General features: G+C 70.3%; 16 protein-coding genes. 4 read left to right on the forward strand and 12 right to left on the reverse strand.

Annotated elements, in window-relative coordinates; translation table 11 throughout:
* Window positions 1–146 precede the first annotated feature (146 nt).
* From ACFFII_RS06760 to ACFFII_RS06775, 4 genes are read left to right on the forward strand one after another with little or no spacing between them, the layout of a single operon-like run.
* Window positions 147–1,292 (forward strand): acyl-CoA dehydrogenase family protein, encoded by a 1,146-nt coding sequence (locus ACFFII_RS06760; RefSeq protein WP_377698109.1) that lies wholly within the window; start codon window positions 147–149, stop codon window positions 1,290–1,292.
* Window positions 1,292–2,299 (forward strand): enoyl-CoA hydratase/isomerase family protein, encoded by a 1,008-nt coding sequence (locus ACFFII_RS06765; RefSeq protein WP_377698110.1) that lies wholly within the window; start codon window positions 1,292–1,294, stop codon window positions 2,297–2,299. Before ACFFII_RS06760 ends, ACFFII_RS06765 begins: the two co-directional genes overlap by 1 nt.
* Window positions 2,296–3,180 (forward strand): 3-hydroxyisobutyrate dehydrogenase, encoded by an 885-nt coding sequence (mmsB, locus tag ACFFII_RS06770; RefSeq protein ID WP_377698112.1) that lies wholly within the window; start codon window positions 2,296–2,298, stop codon window positions 3,178–3,180. The genes ACFFII_RS06765 and mmsB overlap by 4 nt, the downstream gene beginning before the upstream one ends.
* Window positions 3,181–3,235: 55 nt before the next feature.
* On the forward strand, window positions 3,236–3,679 hold the full coding sequence (locus tag ACFFII_RS06775) for a hypothetical protein (protein WP_377698113.1): 444 nt from the start codon (window positions 3,236–3,238) through the stop codon (window positions 3,677–3,679).
* A gap of 3 nt (window positions 3,680–3,682) precedes the next feature.
* Here the strand turns inward: ACFFII_RS06775 and recN are convergent, their stop codons facing one another.
* The 12 genes from recN to ACFFII_RS06835 all read right to left on the reverse strand — a co-directional run bounded on the left by recN (window position 3,683) and on the right by ACFFII_RS06835 (window position 17,902).
* Complete coding sequence (recN, locus tag ACFFII_RS06780) at window positions 3,683–5,362, reverse strand: DNA repair protein RecN (protein ID WP_377698115.1); 1,680 nt, start codon at window positions 5,360–5,362, stop codon at window positions 3,683–3,685.
* A 54-nt stretch (window positions 5,363–5,416) separates the two neighbouring features.
* Window positions 5,417–6,262: an outer membrane protein assembly factor BamD gene (locus ACFFII_RS06785; protein ID WP_090752303.1), complete on the reverse strand. Its 846-nt coding sequence runs from the start codon at window positions 6,260–6,262 to the stop codon at window positions 5,417–5,419.
* 162 nt (window positions 6,263–6,424) lie between these two features.
* Entirely contained in the window at window positions 6,425–7,360 is a 936-nt protein-coding gene (gene lpxC / locus ACFFII_RS06790; protein WP_377698116.1) for a UDP-3-O-acyl-N-acetylglucosamine deacetylase, read from the reverse strand.
* Window positions 7,361–7,582: 222 nt separating this feature from the next.
* Window positions 7,583–9,208, reverse strand: a complete 1,626-nt coding sequence (ftsZ, locus tag ACFFII_RS06795) for a cell division protein FtsZ (RefSeq protein ID WP_377698117.1) — start codon at window positions 9,206–9,208, stop codon at window positions 7,583–7,585.
* Window positions 9,209–9,405: 197 nt separating this feature from the next.
* Window positions 9,406–10,743 carry a cell division protein FtsA gene (gene ftsA, locus ACFFII_RS06800; RefSeq protein ID WP_377698118.1) on the reverse strand — a complete coding sequence of 446 codons (1,338 nt, stop codon included), beginning with the start codon at window positions 10,741–10,743 and terminating at the stop codon, window positions 9,406–9,408.
* Between the two features lie 28 nt (window positions 10,744–10,771).
* Window positions 10,772–11,791, reverse strand: a complete 1,020-nt coding sequence (locus ACFFII_RS06805) for a cell division protein FtsQ/DivIB (RefSeq protein WP_377698119.1) — start codon at window positions 11,789–11,791, stop codon at window positions 10,772–10,774.
* The gene (locus tag ACFFII_RS06810; protein WP_377698120.1) at window positions 11,779–12,666 is read right to left on the reverse strand and encodes a D-alanine--D-alanine ligase; all 888 of its coding nucleotides are present in this window, start codon (window positions 12,664–12,666) and stop codon (window positions 11,779–11,781) included. Before ACFFII_RS06810 ends, ACFFII_RS06805 begins: the two co-directional genes overlap by 13 nt.
* 198 nt (window positions 12,667–12,864) lie before the next feature.
* On the reverse strand, window positions 12,865–13,782 hold the full coding sequence (gene murB / locus ACFFII_RS06815; RefSeq protein ID WP_377698121.1) for a UDP-N-acetylmuramate dehydrogenase: 918 nt from the start codon (window positions 13,780–13,782) through the stop codon (window positions 12,865–12,867).
* A gap of 142 nt (window positions 13,783–13,924) precedes the next feature.
* On the reverse strand, window positions 13,925–14,221 hold the full coding sequence (locus ACFFII_RS06820) for a hypothetical protein (RefSeq protein WP_377698122.1): 297 nt from the start codon (window positions 14,219–14,221) through the stop codon (window positions 13,925–13,927).
* A gap of 5 nt (window positions 14,222–14,226) precedes the next feature.
* Entirely contained in the window at window positions 14,227–15,651 is a 1,425-nt protein-coding gene (gene murC / locus ACFFII_RS06825) for a UDP-N-acetylmuramate--L-alanine ligase (RefSeq protein WP_377698123.1), read from the reverse strand.
* On the reverse strand, window positions 15,648–16,739 hold the full coding sequence (locus ACFFII_RS06830) for a UDP-N-acetylglucosamine--N-acetylmuramyl-(pentapeptide) pyrophosphoryl-undecaprenol N-acetylglucosamine transferase (RefSeq protein ID WP_377698124.1): 1,092 nt from the start codon (window positions 16,737–16,739) through the stop codon (window positions 15,648–15,650). Before ACFFII_RS06830 ends, murC begins: the two co-directional genes overlap by 4 nt.
* Window positions 16,736–17,902 carry a peptidoglycan glycosyltransferase FtsW gene (locus ACFFII_RS06835; protein ID WP_377698125.1) on the reverse strand — a complete coding sequence of 389 codons (1,167 nt, stop codon included), beginning with the start codon at window positions 17,900–17,902 and terminating at the stop codon, window positions 16,736–16,738. Before ACFFII_RS06835 ends, ACFFII_RS06830 begins: the two co-directional genes overlap by 4 nt.
* Window positions 17,903–17,911 lie beyond the last annotated feature (9 nt).

Raw genomic sequence — 17,911 nt, forward strand, 5'->3', positions numbered from 1 at the left:
TTGCGACGCACCCAGCCTGCGCCTGCCGCGCGAGTCTGTCCAATGTCCCGGCGCGCCGCTGGCGTTTCACCCGCGCGCCCTGCAATAGTTGTGCAACACTGCGCCCCTAGGCGCAAAATCCGATCAGACGGGCGATGGGAGGTCGCATGGATTTCGCACTGACCGAGGAACAGCAGGCCATTTTCGACATGGCGCGCGATTTCGGGGCCGAGCACATCGCCCCCCATTCGCGCGCCTGGGAGGCCGCGGGGACGATCCCGAAGGACCTCTGGCCGCGTATTGCCGAGCTGGGCTTCGGGGGGCTGTATGTCAGCGAGGACTACGGCGGCTCGGGGCTGACGCGGCTGGACGCCACGCTGGTCTTCGAGGCGCTGGCCATGGCCGACCCGGCGGTGGGATCGTTCCTGTCGATCCACAACATGTGCGGCGGCATGATCGACAAGTTCGGCAAGCCCGAGGACAAGGAACGCTGGCTGCCCGACCTGTGCAGCATGAGAAAGGTATTCTCCTACTGCCTGACCGAGCCCGGCTCGGGCTCCGACGCCGCCGCGCTGCGGACGCGGGCGGACCGGACGAACGAGGGCTGGAAGCTGAACGGCACCAAGGCCTTCATCTCGGGCGGCAGCTATTCGGACGCCTATATCTGCATGGTGCGGACCGGCGAGGACGGGCCGAAGGGGATCTCGACCGTGGTGGTCGAGGACGGGACGCCGGGGCTGTCCTTCGGCGCGCTGGAGCACAAGATGGGCTGGCAGGCGCAGCCCACGACGCAGGTGCAGTTCGACGACTGCCTTGTCCCGTCGGAAAACCTGCTGGGCGAGGAAGGGCGCGGCTTCACCTACGCGATGGCCGGCCTCGACGGCGGGCGGCTGAACATCGCCGCGGGTGCCCTGGGCGGCGCGCAGGCGGCGCTGGACCAGACGCTGGTCTACATGGGCGAGCGCAAGGCCTTCGGGAAAAGCCTCGACCAGTTCCAGGCGCTGCAGTTCAAGCTGGCCGAGATGGAGGTCGCGCTGCAGTCGGCCCGCACCTTCCTGCGGCAGGCGGCTTGGAAGCTGGACAACAGGGCGCCGGACGCGACCAAGTTCTGCGCCATGGCGAAGATGTATGTGACCGACCGCGCCTTCGAGGTGGCGAACGGCTGCCTGCAGTTGCATGGTGGCTATGGCTACCTGGCCGATTACGGCGTGGAAAAGATCGTGCGCGACCTGCGCGTCCACCAGATCCTCGAAGGCACCAACGAGATCATGCGGCTGATCGTCAGCCGCGCCCTGCTGGCGGAGCGTGGCTGATGGACGACCTCAACATCCGCCGCGACCGGCACGCGGGCCGCATCACCCTGACCCGCCCCAAGGCGCTGAACGCGCTGAGCCATGACATGGCGAATGCGATCAAGGCCGCGCTGGACGGCTGGCGCGACGACCCGGCCGTGAAGCTGGTCATCATCGACGCCGAGGGGGACCGGGCCTTCTGCGCCGGGGGCGACATCGCGGCGGTCTATCACGGCGGCCGCGCGGGCGACCACGGGATCGGGCAACGCTTCTTCGCGGACGAATACCGCATGAACGCCACGATCAAGGACTATCCCAAGCCGGTCGTCGCCTTCATGCAGGGCTTCGTCATGGGCGGCGGCGTGGGCATCGGCGGTCATGCCAGCCACCGCGTCGTGGGCGACACGACGCAGGTCGCCATGCCCGAATCCGGGATCGGCCTGATCCCCGACGTGGGCGGCACCTGGCTTCTGGCCCGCGCGCCGGGGCGGATCGGGGAATATCTCGGCCTGACGGGGGCGCGCATGGGCGCGGGCGACGCCATCCACGCGGGCTTCGCCGACATTTACCTGCCGGAAGCCGAGTGGGAGGCGGTGAAGGACCGCCTGGCCGAGACAGGCGACATCTCCCTGCTCAAGCGGGGAACGCCTCCGCCCGCAGAGCTGGAAAGCCGCGACCTTTCGGCCTTTGGCGGTCGCTCGGTCGAGGAGATCGTGGCAGCGCTGGAACATGCGGGCGACGAGGACTCGCTGAAGGTGATCCGCCGCAACTCGCCCCTTTCGATGGCGGCGACGCTGGCGATGGTGCGGGCGGCGCGGGGCGACCGGCGGATGCAGGAGGCACTGTCGCGCGAATACCGCTTCACCCATCGCGCGACGGCCGACAGCGATTTCGTCGAGGGCGTGCGGGCGCAGATCATCGACAAGGACCGCAACCCGTCATGGAAGGCCGCCGCGGACCCGGCCAAGGTCGATGCGATGCTGGCCGACCTTGGTCCTGACGAACTGGTGTGGGAGGAACAGGAATGAAGGTTGCGTTCATCGGCCTTGGCAACATGGGAGGGCCGATGGCCCGCAACCTCGCGCAGGCGGGGCACGACGTCGCGGGCTTCGATCTCGCGGCGCCGGATGTCGAGGGCGTGACCCCGGCCTCCAGCGCGGCCGAGGCCGCCCGCGGCGCCGAGGTGGTCATCACCATGCTGCCCAACGGGCAGATCCTGCGCAGCGTGGCCGACCAGGTGATCCCGGCCATGAAGGCAGGCGCGGCGCTCTGCGACTGCTCGACGGTGGACGTGGACAGCGCCCGCGCCGTGGCGGAACAGGCGCGGGCGGCGGGGCTTGGGGCGCTGGACGCGCCGGTTTCCGGCGGCGTCGGCGGCGCGGCGGCAGGGACGCTGACCTTCATGGTGGGCGGCACGGCCGAGGCCTTCGAGAAGGTGAAGCCCCTGTTCGACATCATGGGCCAGAAGGTCGTCCATTGCGGCGATTCGGGTGCGGGACAGGCGGCCAAGATCTGCAACAACATGATCCTGGGCGTGACCATGATCGCCACCTGCGAGGCCTTCGCGCTGGCCGACAAGCTGGGGCTGGACCGGCAGAAGATGTTCGACGTCGTGTCCACCTCGTCGGGCTACAGCTGGTCGATGAACGCCTATTGCCCCGCGCCCGGCGTGGGCCCCGTCTCGCCCGCCGACAACGGCTATCGTCCCGGCTTCGCGGCCGAGCTGATGCTGAAGGACCTGCGCCTGTCCCAGCAGGCCGCCGAAAGCGCGGATGCAGACACGCCCATGGGCGAACTGGCGGCGCGGCTTTATGCCGAGTTCGTGGAACGCGAGGACGGGCGGGGCCGTGACTTTTCTGCCATGCTGCCGCGGCTTGCGGGGCGGGGGCGACCTGCGGGCACGGCCTGAGCGAAACCCCGGCCACGGCCGGACGTTGATCCGGACGCAGCAGAAAGGACGCAGCATGAAGCTGAAAGGTTTTCTTGCCGTCGCCGCGGTGGCGCTGATGGTGCCGGCGCTTGGCCATGCGGACAAGCCTGCGCATGCCGGACAGAAGGGGCCGCGCGGCCATGCCGCCGCGCAGGCCAAGGCCACGCCCGCACGCGGCCAGGCGCGCGAGCGGCGCGGCCAGGTCGTGGTGGTCAGGGACGAACGGGCGCATTGCCCGCCGGGACTGGCGAAGAAGTCGCCCGCCTGCGTCCCGCCGGGACAGGCGCGCAGCGGGCTGGTTGGCCGCGTCGTGGACTGGCGCGACGTCCATGTCGTGCGCAAGCCCGGACTTTACGGGCTGGCGCAGGCCCCGAGCGGGCAGAACTACGCGATCGTCGACGGGCGGCTGGTGAGGATCGATTCGCGCACCGCCAAGGTGCTGTCGGTCATCCGCACGGTGGACGCGATCCTCGACTGAGCCTCAGGCCGGCGCGCCCGCGGTCAGCAGGGCCTGGGCCGCGGCGCGGGCGGCCGGGGTGATTTCCTCGCCGGCCAGCATCCTGGCGATCTCCTCGACCCGTTCGGGCGCGTCCAGCGCCGTCACGCGCGAGGTGGTGATGCCGTCCTCGACCGACTTGGCCACGCGGAAATGCTGCTGCCCCAGGGCCGCGACCTGCGGCGAATGGGTGACGACCAGCACCTGCGCCCCGTCGGCCAGCCGCGCGAGACGGCGGCCCACGGCGTCCGCCGTAGCCCCGCCCACGCCCCGGTCGATCTCGTCGAAGATCATCACCAGCGGCTCGCCCCCGCGCGCAAGGCAGACCTTGAGCGCGAGCAGGAAGCGCGAAAGCTCGCCCCCCGAAGCGATGCGGTCCAGCGGGCCGGCAGGGGCACCGGGGTTGGTGGCCACGGTGAAGGCCACGGCGTCGCGGCCCTCGGGGCCCCCCTCGCCCTCGGTCACGCGGGTCTCGAAGACGGCGCGCTCCATCTTCAGGGGTGCAAGCTCGGCGGCCATGGCGGCATCGAGCCGCCCTGCCGCCGCGCGCCGTTCGGCGCTGATCTTCGTCGCCGCCGTGTCATAGCCAGCCTCGGCCTCGCGCAGGGCCTGCTGGAGGTCGGCCAGGCGCGCCTCGCCCGCGTCCAGCGCAGACAGGCGGGTGGACAGCTCCGAGGCCAGCGTCGCCAGGTCGTCGGGCAGAACGTCATGCTTGCGGGCCAAGGCACGCAGGGCGAACAGCCGCTCCTCGGCGGCTTCCAGCGCGCGGGGGTCGAAATCCATGCGCGCCAAGGCGTCCTCGACCCCGCGCGTGGCCTCGCCCAGTTCGATCGAGGCGCGGGCGAGAGCGGCCAGAGGCTCGGCCAGACCCTCCTCGGGATCGCCGCCCAGCTTGTCGGCGGCGCCTTCCAGCCAGCGGCTCGCCTCGACGATCAGCCCCTCGGCCCCAAGGTCCGAGCCGCTGCCGGCCAGCATCGCCAGCGCGCGGGCCACGTCGCCGCGCACCCGCTCGGCCGCCTGCATCTGGCGGCGGGCGACGTCCAGCGTGGCCTCCTCGCCGGGCTGGGGGGCGAGCTTTTCCAGTTCGGCGACGGCATGCCGCAGGAAGTCCTCCTCTTTCCGGGCGGCCTCGATCGCAGCCTCGGCCTCGGCCAGCGCGGCCGCGGCCTGCCGTCGCGCGGCCCAGGCAGCGCGGACGCCCGACAGGTCCAGCGCCCCGAAGGCGTCCAGCAGCAGCCGGTGCCCGCGCGGGTTCAGAAGGCCGCGGTCGTCATGCTGGCCGTGCAGCTCCACCAGCGCATCCGACAGCGCCCGCAGCACCTCGCCCGAGACGCGGCGGTCGTTGACCCATCCGGTCTTGCGGCCGTCGGCGGCGTTGACGCGGCGCAGGATCAGCTCGTCCTCGGCCTCGATGCCTGCATCCTCCAGCACCGCACGCGCAGGATGGCCCGGAGGCAGGTCGAAGACCGCCGTGACCTCGCCCTGGGTCGCGCCCGTGCGGACCAGCTCGGCCCGGCCGCGCCATCCCAGCACGAAGCCCAGGCAGTCCAGCAGGATCGACTTGCCCGCGCCGGTTTCGCCCGTCAGCACGTTCAGCCCCGGCGCGAAATCCAGCGACAGCCGGTCGATCAGCAGCATGTGGCGTATGTCCAGAGTGCGAAGCATCCGACCCCGTTTCCGCCGGTTCTCCCGGCTCGCCGCGCCTATTGCCTTGTTGTCCTACAGCCACCGGCCCTGGATCACCTCGCGGTAGATCCGCGTAAGCCAGCTGTTCCCCTGAGGCGTCGGCGTCAGCCCCCGCCCGCGCAACTGGGCATAGGCGTCCTGGTAGAAGGGCGACGACCGGAAGTTGTGCCCCAGGATCGCCCCCGCCGTCTGCGCCTCGTCCGTCAGGCCAAGGCCCAGGTAGGCCTCGACCAGCCGCATCAGGGCCTCGGGCGTGTGGGTGGTGGTCTGGTAATCCTCGACCACGACACGGAAGCGGTTGATGGCGGCGGTGTGATGACCGCGCTTGAGGTAATAGCGGCCGATCTCCATTTCCTTGCCGGCCAAGTGGTCGAAGGCCAGGTCGAACTTGAGCACCGAGGATTTGGCGTATTCGCTGTCGGGATACTGCTCGATCACCTCGCGCAGGCCCTGAAGGGCCTGGAAGGTCAGACCCTGGTCGCGGCCGACCTCGTCGATCTGGTCGTAATAGGAAAGCGCCAGCAGGTACTTGGCATAGGCCGCGTCCTCGTCGCCCGGATAATTGTCGATGAAGCGCTGCGCCGCACCGCGCGCCTCGTCATACTGGCCGGCCTTGTGATGCGAATAGGCCTGCATGATCAGGGCGCGCTTGGCCCATTCGGAATAGGGATAAAGCCGCTCGATCTCGCTGAAGTAATGGACCGCGTCCTTGGGGCGGTTGCGGTTCTCAAGCTCGTATTCGCCGCGCTTCCAGATCTGCTCGGCGGTGAAGTTGTCCAGCGGCTCGGCGCGGGTGCCGGCATCCTGCCGACCGCACGCCGCCAGAGAAAGGGACACCACGACCGCCATGAGCACGAGGCGCGTATTGCTGAATGCCATGTCTGTCCTTGTCCGTCCCGTCGTCCTGCGGCTCGCGTCCGTCCGGCCTGCGCCCGGCGCGCGGCCCGGCCGTCCTAGCACACAACATGGAGCCGCGCAAAAGGGCAAGTCGGCTGCCGGGCAAAGGCGCGTGACCTGGCCGCAAGGTCAGGTCACCGCCTGTCAGGCGACGGCACGGCGGCGCGTCTCGGCCTCGGCGGCCTGATGCGCCAGAAGGCCCGCACCGGGCAACTGGCCCTCCAGTTCGTCGGTGCAGGTGGTCCATTCCCAGGCGTCGTCGCTGGCGAACAGTGCGCGCAGCAGCTTGTTCGTCATCGCATGGCCCGCGCGGTTGCCGCTGTAGCGCGCCAGCAGCGGCGCGCCCGCCAGCGCGAGGTCACCCACCGCGTCCAGCATCTTGTGGCGCACGGGTTCATCGCGGTGACGCAGGCCGCCGGGCGACAGCACCCGGTCGCCGTCCACGACGACGGCGTTGAAATAGGTGCCGCCCAAGGCCAGGCCGTTCGCCTTCATCGCCTCGACATCCGCCTGGCGGCAGAAGGTGCGCGAATCCATCAGCTCGCGCACGAAAGTGCCGTTCGCGAGGTCCAGCTGCTTCTGCTGGTGCCCGATGGCCGCGTCGGTGAAGTCGATGGTGAAGTCCATCTGCAGGTGGTCGGCGGGCGACAGCCGGGCATAGCCCGCGCCCTCATGCACCTCGACCGGCCGCAGGACGCGGATCGCGCGCAGGGGCTCGGGCGAATGGAACAGGCCGGCCTGGAGGATGCCCGCCACGAAGGGCGCGGAGGAGCCGTCGAGTATCGGCACTTCCGGTCCGTCGATGTCGATCAGCGCATTGTGGACGCCGGTCCCGGCCAGCGCCGCCATGACATGTTCCACGGTCGAGACGGTGGCCCCGTTCTCGCCCTTCAGCAGGGTGCAGAGCGGGGACGGCACCACATGGTCCCAGCGCGCAGGGATGCACAGCCCGCCAAGGTCCGTGCGGCGGAAGACGACGCCATGGCCAGCCGGGGCCGGGTTGATCACCAGCCGCGCGGGCTTGCCCGAGTGGAGTCCGGCGCCCGTGAACCGGGCTGGGGTTGCGAGAGTGGCCTGCATGGGTCTGTCCGTCCAAGTTGGGAAACGGCATGGTTCCCCGTTGGCACAGACTTATGGTTCCCCTGCCCCCGGCTCAATTAACGATTTGTGACGGCTTGTAACATGCAACCCGGAAGTGTGTCCCAAAGGCCAAATCGTTGCGCAAAAAAGAAAAAGAGGCCGCATTCGCGGCCTCTTGCTTGTTGCAATCCGGCACCTTCCGGAAGGCGCCAGCGGGGCGCCTCAGTTCGCCTGGCGGCGCAGGAAGGCGGGGATTTCCACGTTGTCCTGAGCGGCGTCGGGCGAGGCGAGATCGTCGAAATCCGTCTCGGCCTGACGCGCACGGGCGAGGCGGTCGCTCACGCGCTCGGCGATCGTCTCGGGACGCGGGCGCTCGGCCTCGGGGGCGGCTCCGGCGACGCGGTTCAGCATCCGGCCCAGGCCCGACATGCGGCCCTGCGGCGTCGGGGCGGCGGGCGCCGCCGGAGCGCCGGGCCGCCGGGGGGCGACCGGCACCTCGACGCCGCGGTTCAGGGCGCGGTCGAGCCGTTCCTTCATGGCGGGGGCGGGCTCGCCGCGCGGGGCCTGCGGACGCGAGGGGGCGGTGAACTCGCTGGCCGGATCGCTCAGGCGCTGGTCCATGCTGCGCGTGTCGACACGGACGGCAGGACGTGCTTCGGCAACCGGCTCGGCCGCGGGGCGATAGGCGGGCTCGGGCAGATCCTCGGGCGCGGGGGCGGGACGCGCGGCGGGGCTTTCCATGACCGGGCTGCGGCGCGGCGGCACGGGGGCTTCCTCGGGGGCGGGCGCAGCGGCAGGGGCCATGGCGCGGCTGCCGACCGTCGGCGTCTGGGTCAGCGGCTCCTTCAGGCCGCGGCGCGGGGCAGGCGCTTCGGCGGCGGCGGAACTGTCGATGCCGGTGGCGACGACCGACACGCGGACCTTGCCTTCCATCGTCGGGTCGAGCGTCGAGCCCACGATGATGTTGGCGTCGGAATCGACCTTTTCGCGGATCTTCTCGGCCGCCTCGTCCATCTCGAACAGGGTGAGGTCGTGGCCGCCCGTGATGTTGATGAGGACGCCCTTGGCGCCGTGCAGGCTGATCTCGTCCAGCAGCGGGTTGGCGATGGCCTTCTCGGCGGCCTCGACGGCGCGGTTGTCGCCGGTGGCCTCGCCGGTGCCCATCATGGCCTTGCCCATCTCGTCCATCACCGCGCGCACGTCGGCGAAGTCGAGGTTGATCAGGCCCGGGCGCACCATCAGGTCGGTCACGCCCTTGACGCCCTGGTACAGCACGTCGTCGGCCAGCGCGAAGGCCTCGGTGAAGGTGGTCTTCTCGTTGGCGATGCGGAACAGGTTCTGGTTGGGGATGATGATGAGGGTGTCGACGACCTTCTGCAGGTTCTCGACGCCCTCGTCGGCCTGCCGCATCCGCTTGGAGCCTTCGAACTGGAAGGGCTTGGTCACGACGCCGACGGTCAGGATGCCCATCTCGCGCGCGGCCTGCGCGATGATCGGCGCGGCGCCCGTGCCGGTGCCGCCGCCCATGCCGGCAGTGATGAAGCACATGTGCGCGCCCATCAGGTGATCGACGATGTCCTCGATGGTTTCCTCGGCGGCCTGCGCCCCGATCGAGGGCTTGGCGCCCGCGCCCAGGCCTTCGGTGACCTTGGGGCCCAGCTGGATGCGCGCCTCGGACCGGCTTTGCGCCAGGGCCTGCGCGTCGGTGTTGGCGACCACGAAGGTCACGCCGTCCAGCTGCTTCTCGATCATGTTGTTGACGGCGTTGCCGCCCGCGCCGCCCACACCGAAGACGGTAATGCGCGGGCGCAGCTCGTCGTCGTCACTCATCATCAGGTTGAGGTTCATCGCCGCCTGCCCTTCTGTTTCTTGTGCCGGCGCGTCAGGGCGCCCGGTCGATTCCGCCGCTCGCGGCAAGGGTAGCAGATTGCACCCCGCCGTCACTTGCCAATCGCCACATATCCCGAGATGCCGCACTTGGCACGCTGGCTTTTGGCGATATGTCGCCGACGACGCAAGCGGTTCGATCCGACTGCGCCCCTGTCTCACCAGTTGTTGCGGAACCAGCGATAGGCCCGCCGCAGACCGACCACGCCCGCGCGTTCGGCCGGCATCTCGAAGTCCCACCATTCATCCTGCGGGTTGGCGGCGTGCAGGGCAAGCCCCACGGTCGCGGCGTGGCAGGGCGCGGTGTGCTGCTGCGCAAGTCCCTGGATGCGCAGGGGCCGGCCGATGCGGACATTGTAGCCCAGGATGCGCATGGCCAGCGTGTCCAGCCCCGGGATCTGGCTCGCGCCCCCGGTCAGCACCACCTGGCGCGAGGGCATCTGGTCGAAGCCCGCCGCCTCCAGGATCTCGCGCACGCCGTCCAGGATCTCCTCGACGCGGGGGCGCATGATTCCGATGAGATCGGCGCGGCTGACGAAGCGGCGCTCGCCGTCCCAGTCCTCGCCCGGCTCGCCCGTGACGTCGATCATCTCGCGGTCGTCGCGGCCCGTGGCCTCAAGCCCGCCGTGGCGCGTCTTGAGCCATTCGGCGACGGGCAGCGGCACGCGCAGCCCCTGGCTGATGTCGCGGGTGACCAGGTCGCCGCCCATCCGCACCGCGTCGGCAAACAGCATGTGCTTCTTGAGGAACAGCGACACGCCCGTGACGCCGCCGCCCATGTCGATGCAGGCCGCGCCCAGTTCCTGCTCGTCCTCGACCAGCGCCGCGCGGCCCGCCGCGTAAGCCGCCGAGCCCACCCCCGCCAGTTCCAGATCGCAGCGCCGGATGCAGTGGACGAGGTTCGAGGCCGCGAATCCGTCTATCGTCAGGACATGCATGTCCACCGACAGGGTGTTTCCCACGATGTCGCGCGGGTCCGACAGGCCCGAGCGCGAATCGACGGCGAAGTTCACCGGCTGGGCGTGCAGCACCTCGCGGTTCTTGCCGAAGTCTGGGGCGTCGCAGGCGGCCAGCACGGCGGCCACGTCCTCCTCGGTCACCTTGCCGGACCGCAGCGGGATCTCTCCCGCCAGCCCGTAGGAGGCGGGCCGCGCGCCCGAGATCGTGGCAATGACGTGATCGACGCGGACGCCCGCCTGCTTCTGCGCGCCCTGCACGGCATGGCGGACGCAGCGTTCGACATCGGCCATGGTCTCGATCTCGCCATAGCGGACGCCACGCGACTGGGTCGTGAACTGGCCGATCACGCGGAAGGATGATTGCCCCGCCATGGGGCCCACGCCGTCGGTCTCGCGGAACTGGCCGGGACCATCGAACTGCAGGATGATGCAGGTGACCTTCGAGGTGCCGATGTCCAGCACCGCCATGACCCCGCGCGCCATCGCCTGGCGGCGCATCTGCCGCATCGCCCGCTGAGCCTCGTAAAGATCGCGCATCGCTTTTCCGTTCCCTCCTGCCCCTGCCTCAGCCGCGTGTCGCGGCGGCGGTCTTCTCGCCGCCCTTCGCCCCCGTTTCGGGGTCGATGAGATTGCCCTCGGCGTCCAGTTCCGGCAGCCCGGCGGCGCGGCGCAGCGTGTTCTGCGCGGCCAGACCCATCCGCAGCACCGGGCGCGAGGGATCGCGCATGTCCACGGCCACCACGTCGCGCCCCAGCAACCCGTCTTCGCGGTCCATCGCCATCACCGCCTGCAGCGCGGCCAGCGGGCGGTCGGTCGGCAGCATGATCCGCTGGCCGCGGTCCAGAACGACGTCCCAGCGCCGCTCGCCCATCCGTTCCAGGCCCCGCAGGCGCGGCAGGATGGGACCGGCGAGGTCGATCAGGGCCAGCGCCTCGGCGGCACGGTCGCCCGCGCCCTCGCCCGCGATCATCGGCAGGTCGGCCCGCATGTCGCGCGAGGTGATCGAGGCCACGCGGTGCCCCTGGGCATCCAGCAGGTCAAGCCCGCGCGCATGGCGCCACAGGATCGCGGGCTTGCGTTCGGTCACGACGGCCGACAGCACGCCGCCCGGCTTGATCCGCAATTCCATCTTCTCGATGGCGTCCAGCCGCTCGACCGAGGCGCGCAACTCGGGCAGGTCGATGTCGAAGCTCGACGCGGGCAGCGTCACCGGAAGCATGGCGCGCAAACCCTTTTCCACAGCGGGCGAGGCGCCCTCGATCTCCATGCTGTGGACCATGAAGGCGTCCTGCGACTGGATGCGGTCCACCATGGCCGTCATCGCGCCGGTCAGGTTCGCGCGGCGGGTGTCGTCCGCCAGCCACAGCCCGCCGATCAGGCAGGCGAGAAAGGCGGGCAGGCCCACGCGCAGCAGCCGTCGGTACAGCGGCGTCAGCCACAGCCGGTTCAGCCGATAGGCCAGCCGCGACGGTCCGGGCTCGCGGCGGGGGGCGCGGACAGGCGCCGGGCGGGCGCCGGCGCGGCGCACGGGCGCGGGCTGGACGGCCGCCTGGAACGACCGGGTGAAGTCCTTCAGTCCCGACACAGCGCGTCCTCCACGATCCAGCGGCAGAGCGCCGGGAAATCGATGCCGGCATGGGCCGCCTGCTCGGGCGCGAGCGAGGTGGGCGTCATCCCCGGCTGGGTGTTGGTTTCCAGGATCACCAGCCCCTCGAGGCCGCGCGAATCGTCCCAACGGAAATCGGTGCGGCTGAGGCCGCGGCAGCCCAGCGCCTCGTGCGCGCGGCGGGCATAGTCCAGACAGGCCTGCGCGATCTCGTCGGGGATCCCGGCTGGAATGACATGGCGCGAGCCGCCCTCGGAATACTTGGCGTCGTAATCGTACCAGCCCGCCGTCACGATCTCGGTCACGCCCAGGGGCCGGTCGCCGAGGACGGCGGTGGTCAGCTCGCGGCCAGGCGCGTAGGTCTCGACCATCACCTCGGCCGGCATGTCGTCAGACAGGGGCGCGGCGTTGTCGCCCTCGCGCACGATGTAGACGCCGACGGACGATCCCTCGTCGTTCGGCTTCACCACATAGGGCGGGCGCATGACATGGCCCGCGCTGACCTCCTCGCGGCGGGCCAGCACGCTGTCGACCACGGGCAGGCCCGCGTCGCGGAAGACCTGCTTGGCGCGGGTCTTGTCCATCGCCAGCGCCGAGGCCAGCACGCCCGAATGGGTATAAGGGTAGCCCAGCCATTCCAGCAGGCCCTGGACGCGGCCATCCTCGCCCATCCGGCCATGCAGCGCGTTGAAGACGACGTCCGGGCGGGCCTCGGCCAGCCGCGCAGGCAGGCTTGCGGCGTCATCGCGGCCGAGAGCGATCTCGACCACCTCGTATCCTGCCACCCGCAGCGCATCCGCGCATCCGCGCCCCGACGACAGCGACACCTCCCGCTCCGCCGAGGGGCCGCCCATCAGGACCGCTACGGTGTGGGCTGTCCTGCTCGACCTGCCCGCCACATCTGCCTTTCGCCCCGTAAGCCGGGGACTGGTTCGGGGATCTTCGTCCCCGGTTTTCCAACGCCTTGCACGGCGTTTTTCAATGAAGCGATGATAGTCACAAAGCCGTGGATGGGGGAAGAGGATTCTGGCGGCTTTGCACGTTTCGCGCGATCAGCGCTCGCCCACCCGCACGACCTCCCAGGCAAGCTCGTGGCCGCTGGCTTCACGCACCCGCGCGCGGACCAGCTCGCCCAGGTCCTCCAGCTCGGCGGCGGTGGCGCCCCCGGTGTTGATCAGGAAGTTCGGGTGCTTCTCGCTCATCTGCGCACCCCCCAAGCTATATCCGCGCAGGCCCGCGCCCTCGATCAGCTTCCAGGCCTTGAGGTCGTGGACGTCGTCCGCCTGACCGGTGGAGCTGAACCCCGCCGGGTTGCGGAAGGTGGAGCCGGCGCTGCGCTCGCGCGTTGGCTGGCTCGCGTCGCGCCGGGCAAGTTGCTCCTCCATTCGGGCGGACAAGGCTTCCGGGTCCCCGGACTCGGCCCGGAAGGTGGCGCGGGTCAGCACCCAGCCCTCGGGCAGCGCCGAGGATCGATAGGCAAGTCGCAGATCTGACACCGCCAGCACCAGCGATTCGCCCTGCCGCGTGACCACCTCGGCCTCGACGAGGTGGTCCGCGACGTAGGAACCGTAGCAGCCTGCGTTCATACGGACCGCGCCGCCGATGGTGCCCGGGATGGTGCGCAGGAAGGTCAGGTCCAGCCCCGCCTCGGCCGCGCGTTTCGCCACGTGCATGTCCAGTGCGGCCGCGCCCGCATGGACCAGCCCGTCCGCGATCTCGATCCCGTTGAAGCCGCGGCCCAGCCGGATCACCACGCCCCGGATGCCGCCGTCGCGCACGATCAGGTTAGAACCCACGCCCATCACGAAGATCGGCACCTCGGGCACGAGGTTCCGCAGGAAAAGCGCCAGGTCCTCGCGGTCGGCGGGTTGGAACAGCCAGTCGGCAGGCCCGCCCACGCGCAGCCAGGTCAGGTCGGCCAGGGGTCGGTCCTGCGTCAGCGTGCCCCGGATCGGCGGGAGTTCATTCATCGGAAGCCTTCCTTTCTCGCTGCCCCGCCTAGGGCAGCGGCGCGGGCCGGGCAAGCCGGACCACGCTCGCGCGGCAATGGCCCGTCTTCTGTCCCGAAATATCCTCGGGGGAGGCGCAAGGCGCCGGGGGCGGAAGCCCCCATCAGCGGTCGGGCGAATCGATCCGGCGGCGATGGGCCTCCCAGAAGCCCGCGATGGCGCCAAGGATCAGCGAAACGACGCCGGGCACCACGATGAAGAAGATGATCCCGGCGCGGCGCAGTTGGTCGTCGCCCGTCAGCACGTCGCGGGTCAGGTTCCAGCCCACGATCGCCAGCAGCCCGCAGGACGCCAGCGCCCCCATCAGCCCCACCAGCCCGAATCGCCGCGCGGCCAGCCAGGCCAGAAGCCCCGGCAGAGTCCCGGCCAGGGCGGCCGGCAGGGCGAAGTCGCCGATCACGGGGCTCAGGCCGCCTTCAGCGTCAGCCGCTCGGGCAGGGCGTTGGCCCAGGCCGAGATCGTCCCGGCGCCGAGGCAGACCACCATGTCACCCGGCCGCGCCTGCTCGCGTACCAGCCGCGCCAGGTCCGATTCGTCCATCACCGCGCGGGCGTGGCGATGGCCGTGGGCGATCAGCCCGGCCACGAGGTCGTCGCGGCTGGCGCCGGGGATCGGGTCCTCGCCCGCCGAATAGACCTCGGCAATGGCGACCACGTCGGCCTCGTTGAAGCAGGTGCAGAAGTCGTCGAACAGGTTCGACAGCCGGGAATAGCGGTGCGGCTGGTGGACCGCGATCACACGCCCCTTGGTCGCCTGTCGCGCGGCCTTCAGGACCGCCGCGATCTCGACCGGGTGGTGGCCGTAGTCGTCGATGATGGTGACGCCGTTCACCTCGCCCACCTTGGTGAAGCGCCGCCCCACTCCGCCAAAGGCCGCCAGCGCATCGCGGATCTGCGAGCGCTTGAGCCCGAGATGGCGGGCCACGGCAATCGCCGACAGCGCGTTCGAGACGTTGTGGTCACCGGGCATCGGCAGGGTGCAGCCCTCGATCATCGGCACCTCGCCGTCGTCGCCGCGCTCGCCCTGCAGGGCCACGTCAAAATGGGCGACGCCGTTCTCATAGCGCAGGTTCACGGCGCGCACGTCGGCCTGGGCGTTGAAGCCGAAGGTCACGACGCGGCGGTCAGTGATGCGGCCGACGAGGCCCTGCACCTCGGGGTGGTCGGTGCAGCAGACGGCGAGCCCGTAGAAGGGGATGTTCGACACGAAGTCGGTGAAGCCCTTGCGCAGCGCGTCGAAGGAACCCCAGTGCTCCATGTGCTCGGGGTCGATGTTGGTGACAATGGCGATGGTCGCGGGCAGGCGGTTGAAGCTGCCGTCCGATTCGTCGGCCTCGACCACCATCCACTCGCCCGCGCCGGCCCGCGCGTTGGACCCATAGGCATGGATCACGCCGCCGTTGATCACGGTCGGGTCCAGCCCGCCCGCGTCCAGAAGCGTCGCCACCATGGTCGTGGTGGTCGTCTTCCCATGCGTCCCGGCGATGGCGATGTTGGACTTGAGCCGCATCAGTTCCGCCAGCATCTCGGCCCGGCGCACGACCGGCAGGCCGCGTCGGCGCGCCTCCTCAAGCTCGGGGTTGCCCTTCTTGATGGCGGTCGAGATCACCACAACGCCGGCGTCCCCGACATTCTCGGCCCGCTGGCCTTCGAAGACGGTGGCGCCCAGGGATTCCAGCCGGTCGGTGATCTTGGACCGCTTGGCGTCGGACCCCTGGACCGTATAGCCCAGCGTCATCAGCACCTCGGCGATCCCGGACATGCCGATACCGCCGATACCCACGAAGTGGATCGGCCCGAGTTCTCCGGGAAGCTTGGTGGCTGCGTTCATGGGGTCAGTTCCGTCACAAGGTCATGCAGGCGGGCCGCCGCGTCGGGGCGGCCGAGGGAAAGAGCGGCTTCGGCCATTGCCCTGGCGCGAGGGCCGTCCGTCAGGATCGCCCGCAGATCGCGCGCCAGGCTCTCCGCGTCCAGCACGGATTCGGGCAAGACGACCGCTGCGCCGGATTCCGCCAATGCCCGGGCGTTCGCCGTCTGGTGGTCGCCCGCCGCGGCGGCAAAGGGAATCAGGATCGCGGGCCGCCCGATCACCGTGATGTCAGCGATGGAGGAGGCCCCTGCCCGGCTGACGACCAGCTGGCAGGCGGCCAGCCGTTCGGGCACGTCGGTGAAGAAGGGCCGGACCTCGGCGCGAACACCGGCCTCGGTATAGGCGCGGGTGACGCGCTCGGCGTCCTCGGCGCGGGCCTGGTGGCTGACCTGCAGGCGCACCCGCAGATCGTCCGGAAGGGCCGCGACGGCGGCGGGCACGCAGTCCGACAGGACCCGCGCTCCCTGGCTGCCGCCGATGACCAGCAGGTGCAGCGCGCCGTCGCCCGGCGGATGATAGGGCGCGGCGGCGCGGTCCAGAACCGCCTGGCGGACGGGATTGCCGACATGGGCACCCTCCACCCCTTTGGGCAGCTCGGTGGGCCAGGTGCCGCAGGCGACCCGGTCCACGCGGCGGGCGAAGATGCGGTTCACCCGGCCCATGATGCCGTTCTGTTCATGGATCATGCGCGGCACGCCCAGGATCGAGGCCGCACCCATGGCGGGAATCGTCGGATAGCCGCCGAATCCCACGACCACCGCCGGGCGGTCGCGGCGCATGGCCCCCAGCGCGCCCATCAGCCCCTGCCCGATCCGCAGGGGCGCCGAGAGCTTGCCCGCAAGCCCGCCCCGTGCCGTGGTGGCGGATCGCACGATCTCGCGCGTGACCTCGGGCGGGAAGCCCCCCGCATAGCGGGCGCCGCGGTCGTCGGTGGACAGCTTGACCCGCCAGCCGTCCGCCAGCAGCCGTTCCGCCAGCGCCTGGGCCGGGAACATGTGCCCGCCGGTGCCCCCGGCGGCGATCAGGGCCAGCCTTGCCGCCCCGCTCATCGTGCCGCGCGCCCCAGCACGTCCGCCAGCGCGTTCTGCGGGCGGGTCCTCGTCAGCGCGAGCAGCATCCCCAGCGTGATCCCCGAGGCGATCACCGACGAGCCGCCATAGCTGACGAAGGGCAGCGTCATGCCCTTTGCGGGCAGAAGCCGCACGGCCACGCCCATGTTGATCAGCGCCTGCACGCCAAAGGCGCAGGCAAGCCCGGTGCCCGCGATCCGGGCAAAGGGGTCGCGTTCGCCCAGAAGCCGCCACAGCGAGCGCACGACGATCGCGCAGTAAAGCGCGATGATCGCCATGACCATGACAAAGCCGTATTCCTCGGCCGCGACCGCGATGATGAAATCGGTATGCGCGTCAGGCAGCGACCACTTCACGGTCCCCTCGCCCACGCCGACGCCGAAGAAGCCGCCCTCCTGGATGGCGTTGGTGGCATAGCCGATCTGGGTGCGCGGATCGACCTCGTTCGACAGGAATCCGTTGATGCGGCGGGCGAAATGTTCGCTGTTGGCATAAGCGAACATGCCGCCCATGCCGGCCAGCCCGATGGTGCCCGCGATCAGCAGGACAGGGGCGCCCGCGATGAAATACATCACCAGCCAGGAAAACAGGATCAGCGAGGCCTGGCCGAAGTCCGGCTGCAGCGCCAGCACCACGATCACCGTCGCCGCCACGAAGAAGGAATAAAGCCGCCCCGGCGGCCCGCCCACGGCCTGGGCCGAGGCCATGAACCAGGCGCAAAGGGCGATGAAGCCGGGCTTGAGGAACTCGGACGGCTGGACCGAGGCAAAGCCCAGGGAAAGCCAGCGCGTCGCCCCCTTGCCGAAGTCGGTGCCGATGATGGGCAGCGCCATGACCGTGGCCATCGCCCCCAGAAACAGCAGCACGCCCAGGCGGCGCACCTGCACGGGCGGCAGCATGGACACGACCAGCATCACCCCCAGCGCCATGCCCCCGAAGGCCGCCTGCCGCGAGACATAGTAGAAGGCGGGCAGGTTGTTGCGTTCGGCCAGCGGCACCGAGGCCGCGAGCCCCAGAAGCAGCCCCAGCGCGAACAACGCCAGCACGCAGGCCAGCGCCCATTTGTCCACCGTTCGCCACCAGCGTGGAAGAATCGGATCGCCCACCCGAACGGGTGTGGCGCCAAAGACCATCTCGGTCATGGGTTCACC

It is taken from the genome of Paracoccus niistensis (genome assembly GCF_042432925.1).
GTDB lineage: Bacteria > Pseudomonadota > Alphaproteobacteria > Rhodobacterales > Rhodobacteraceae > Paracoccus > Paracoccus niistensis.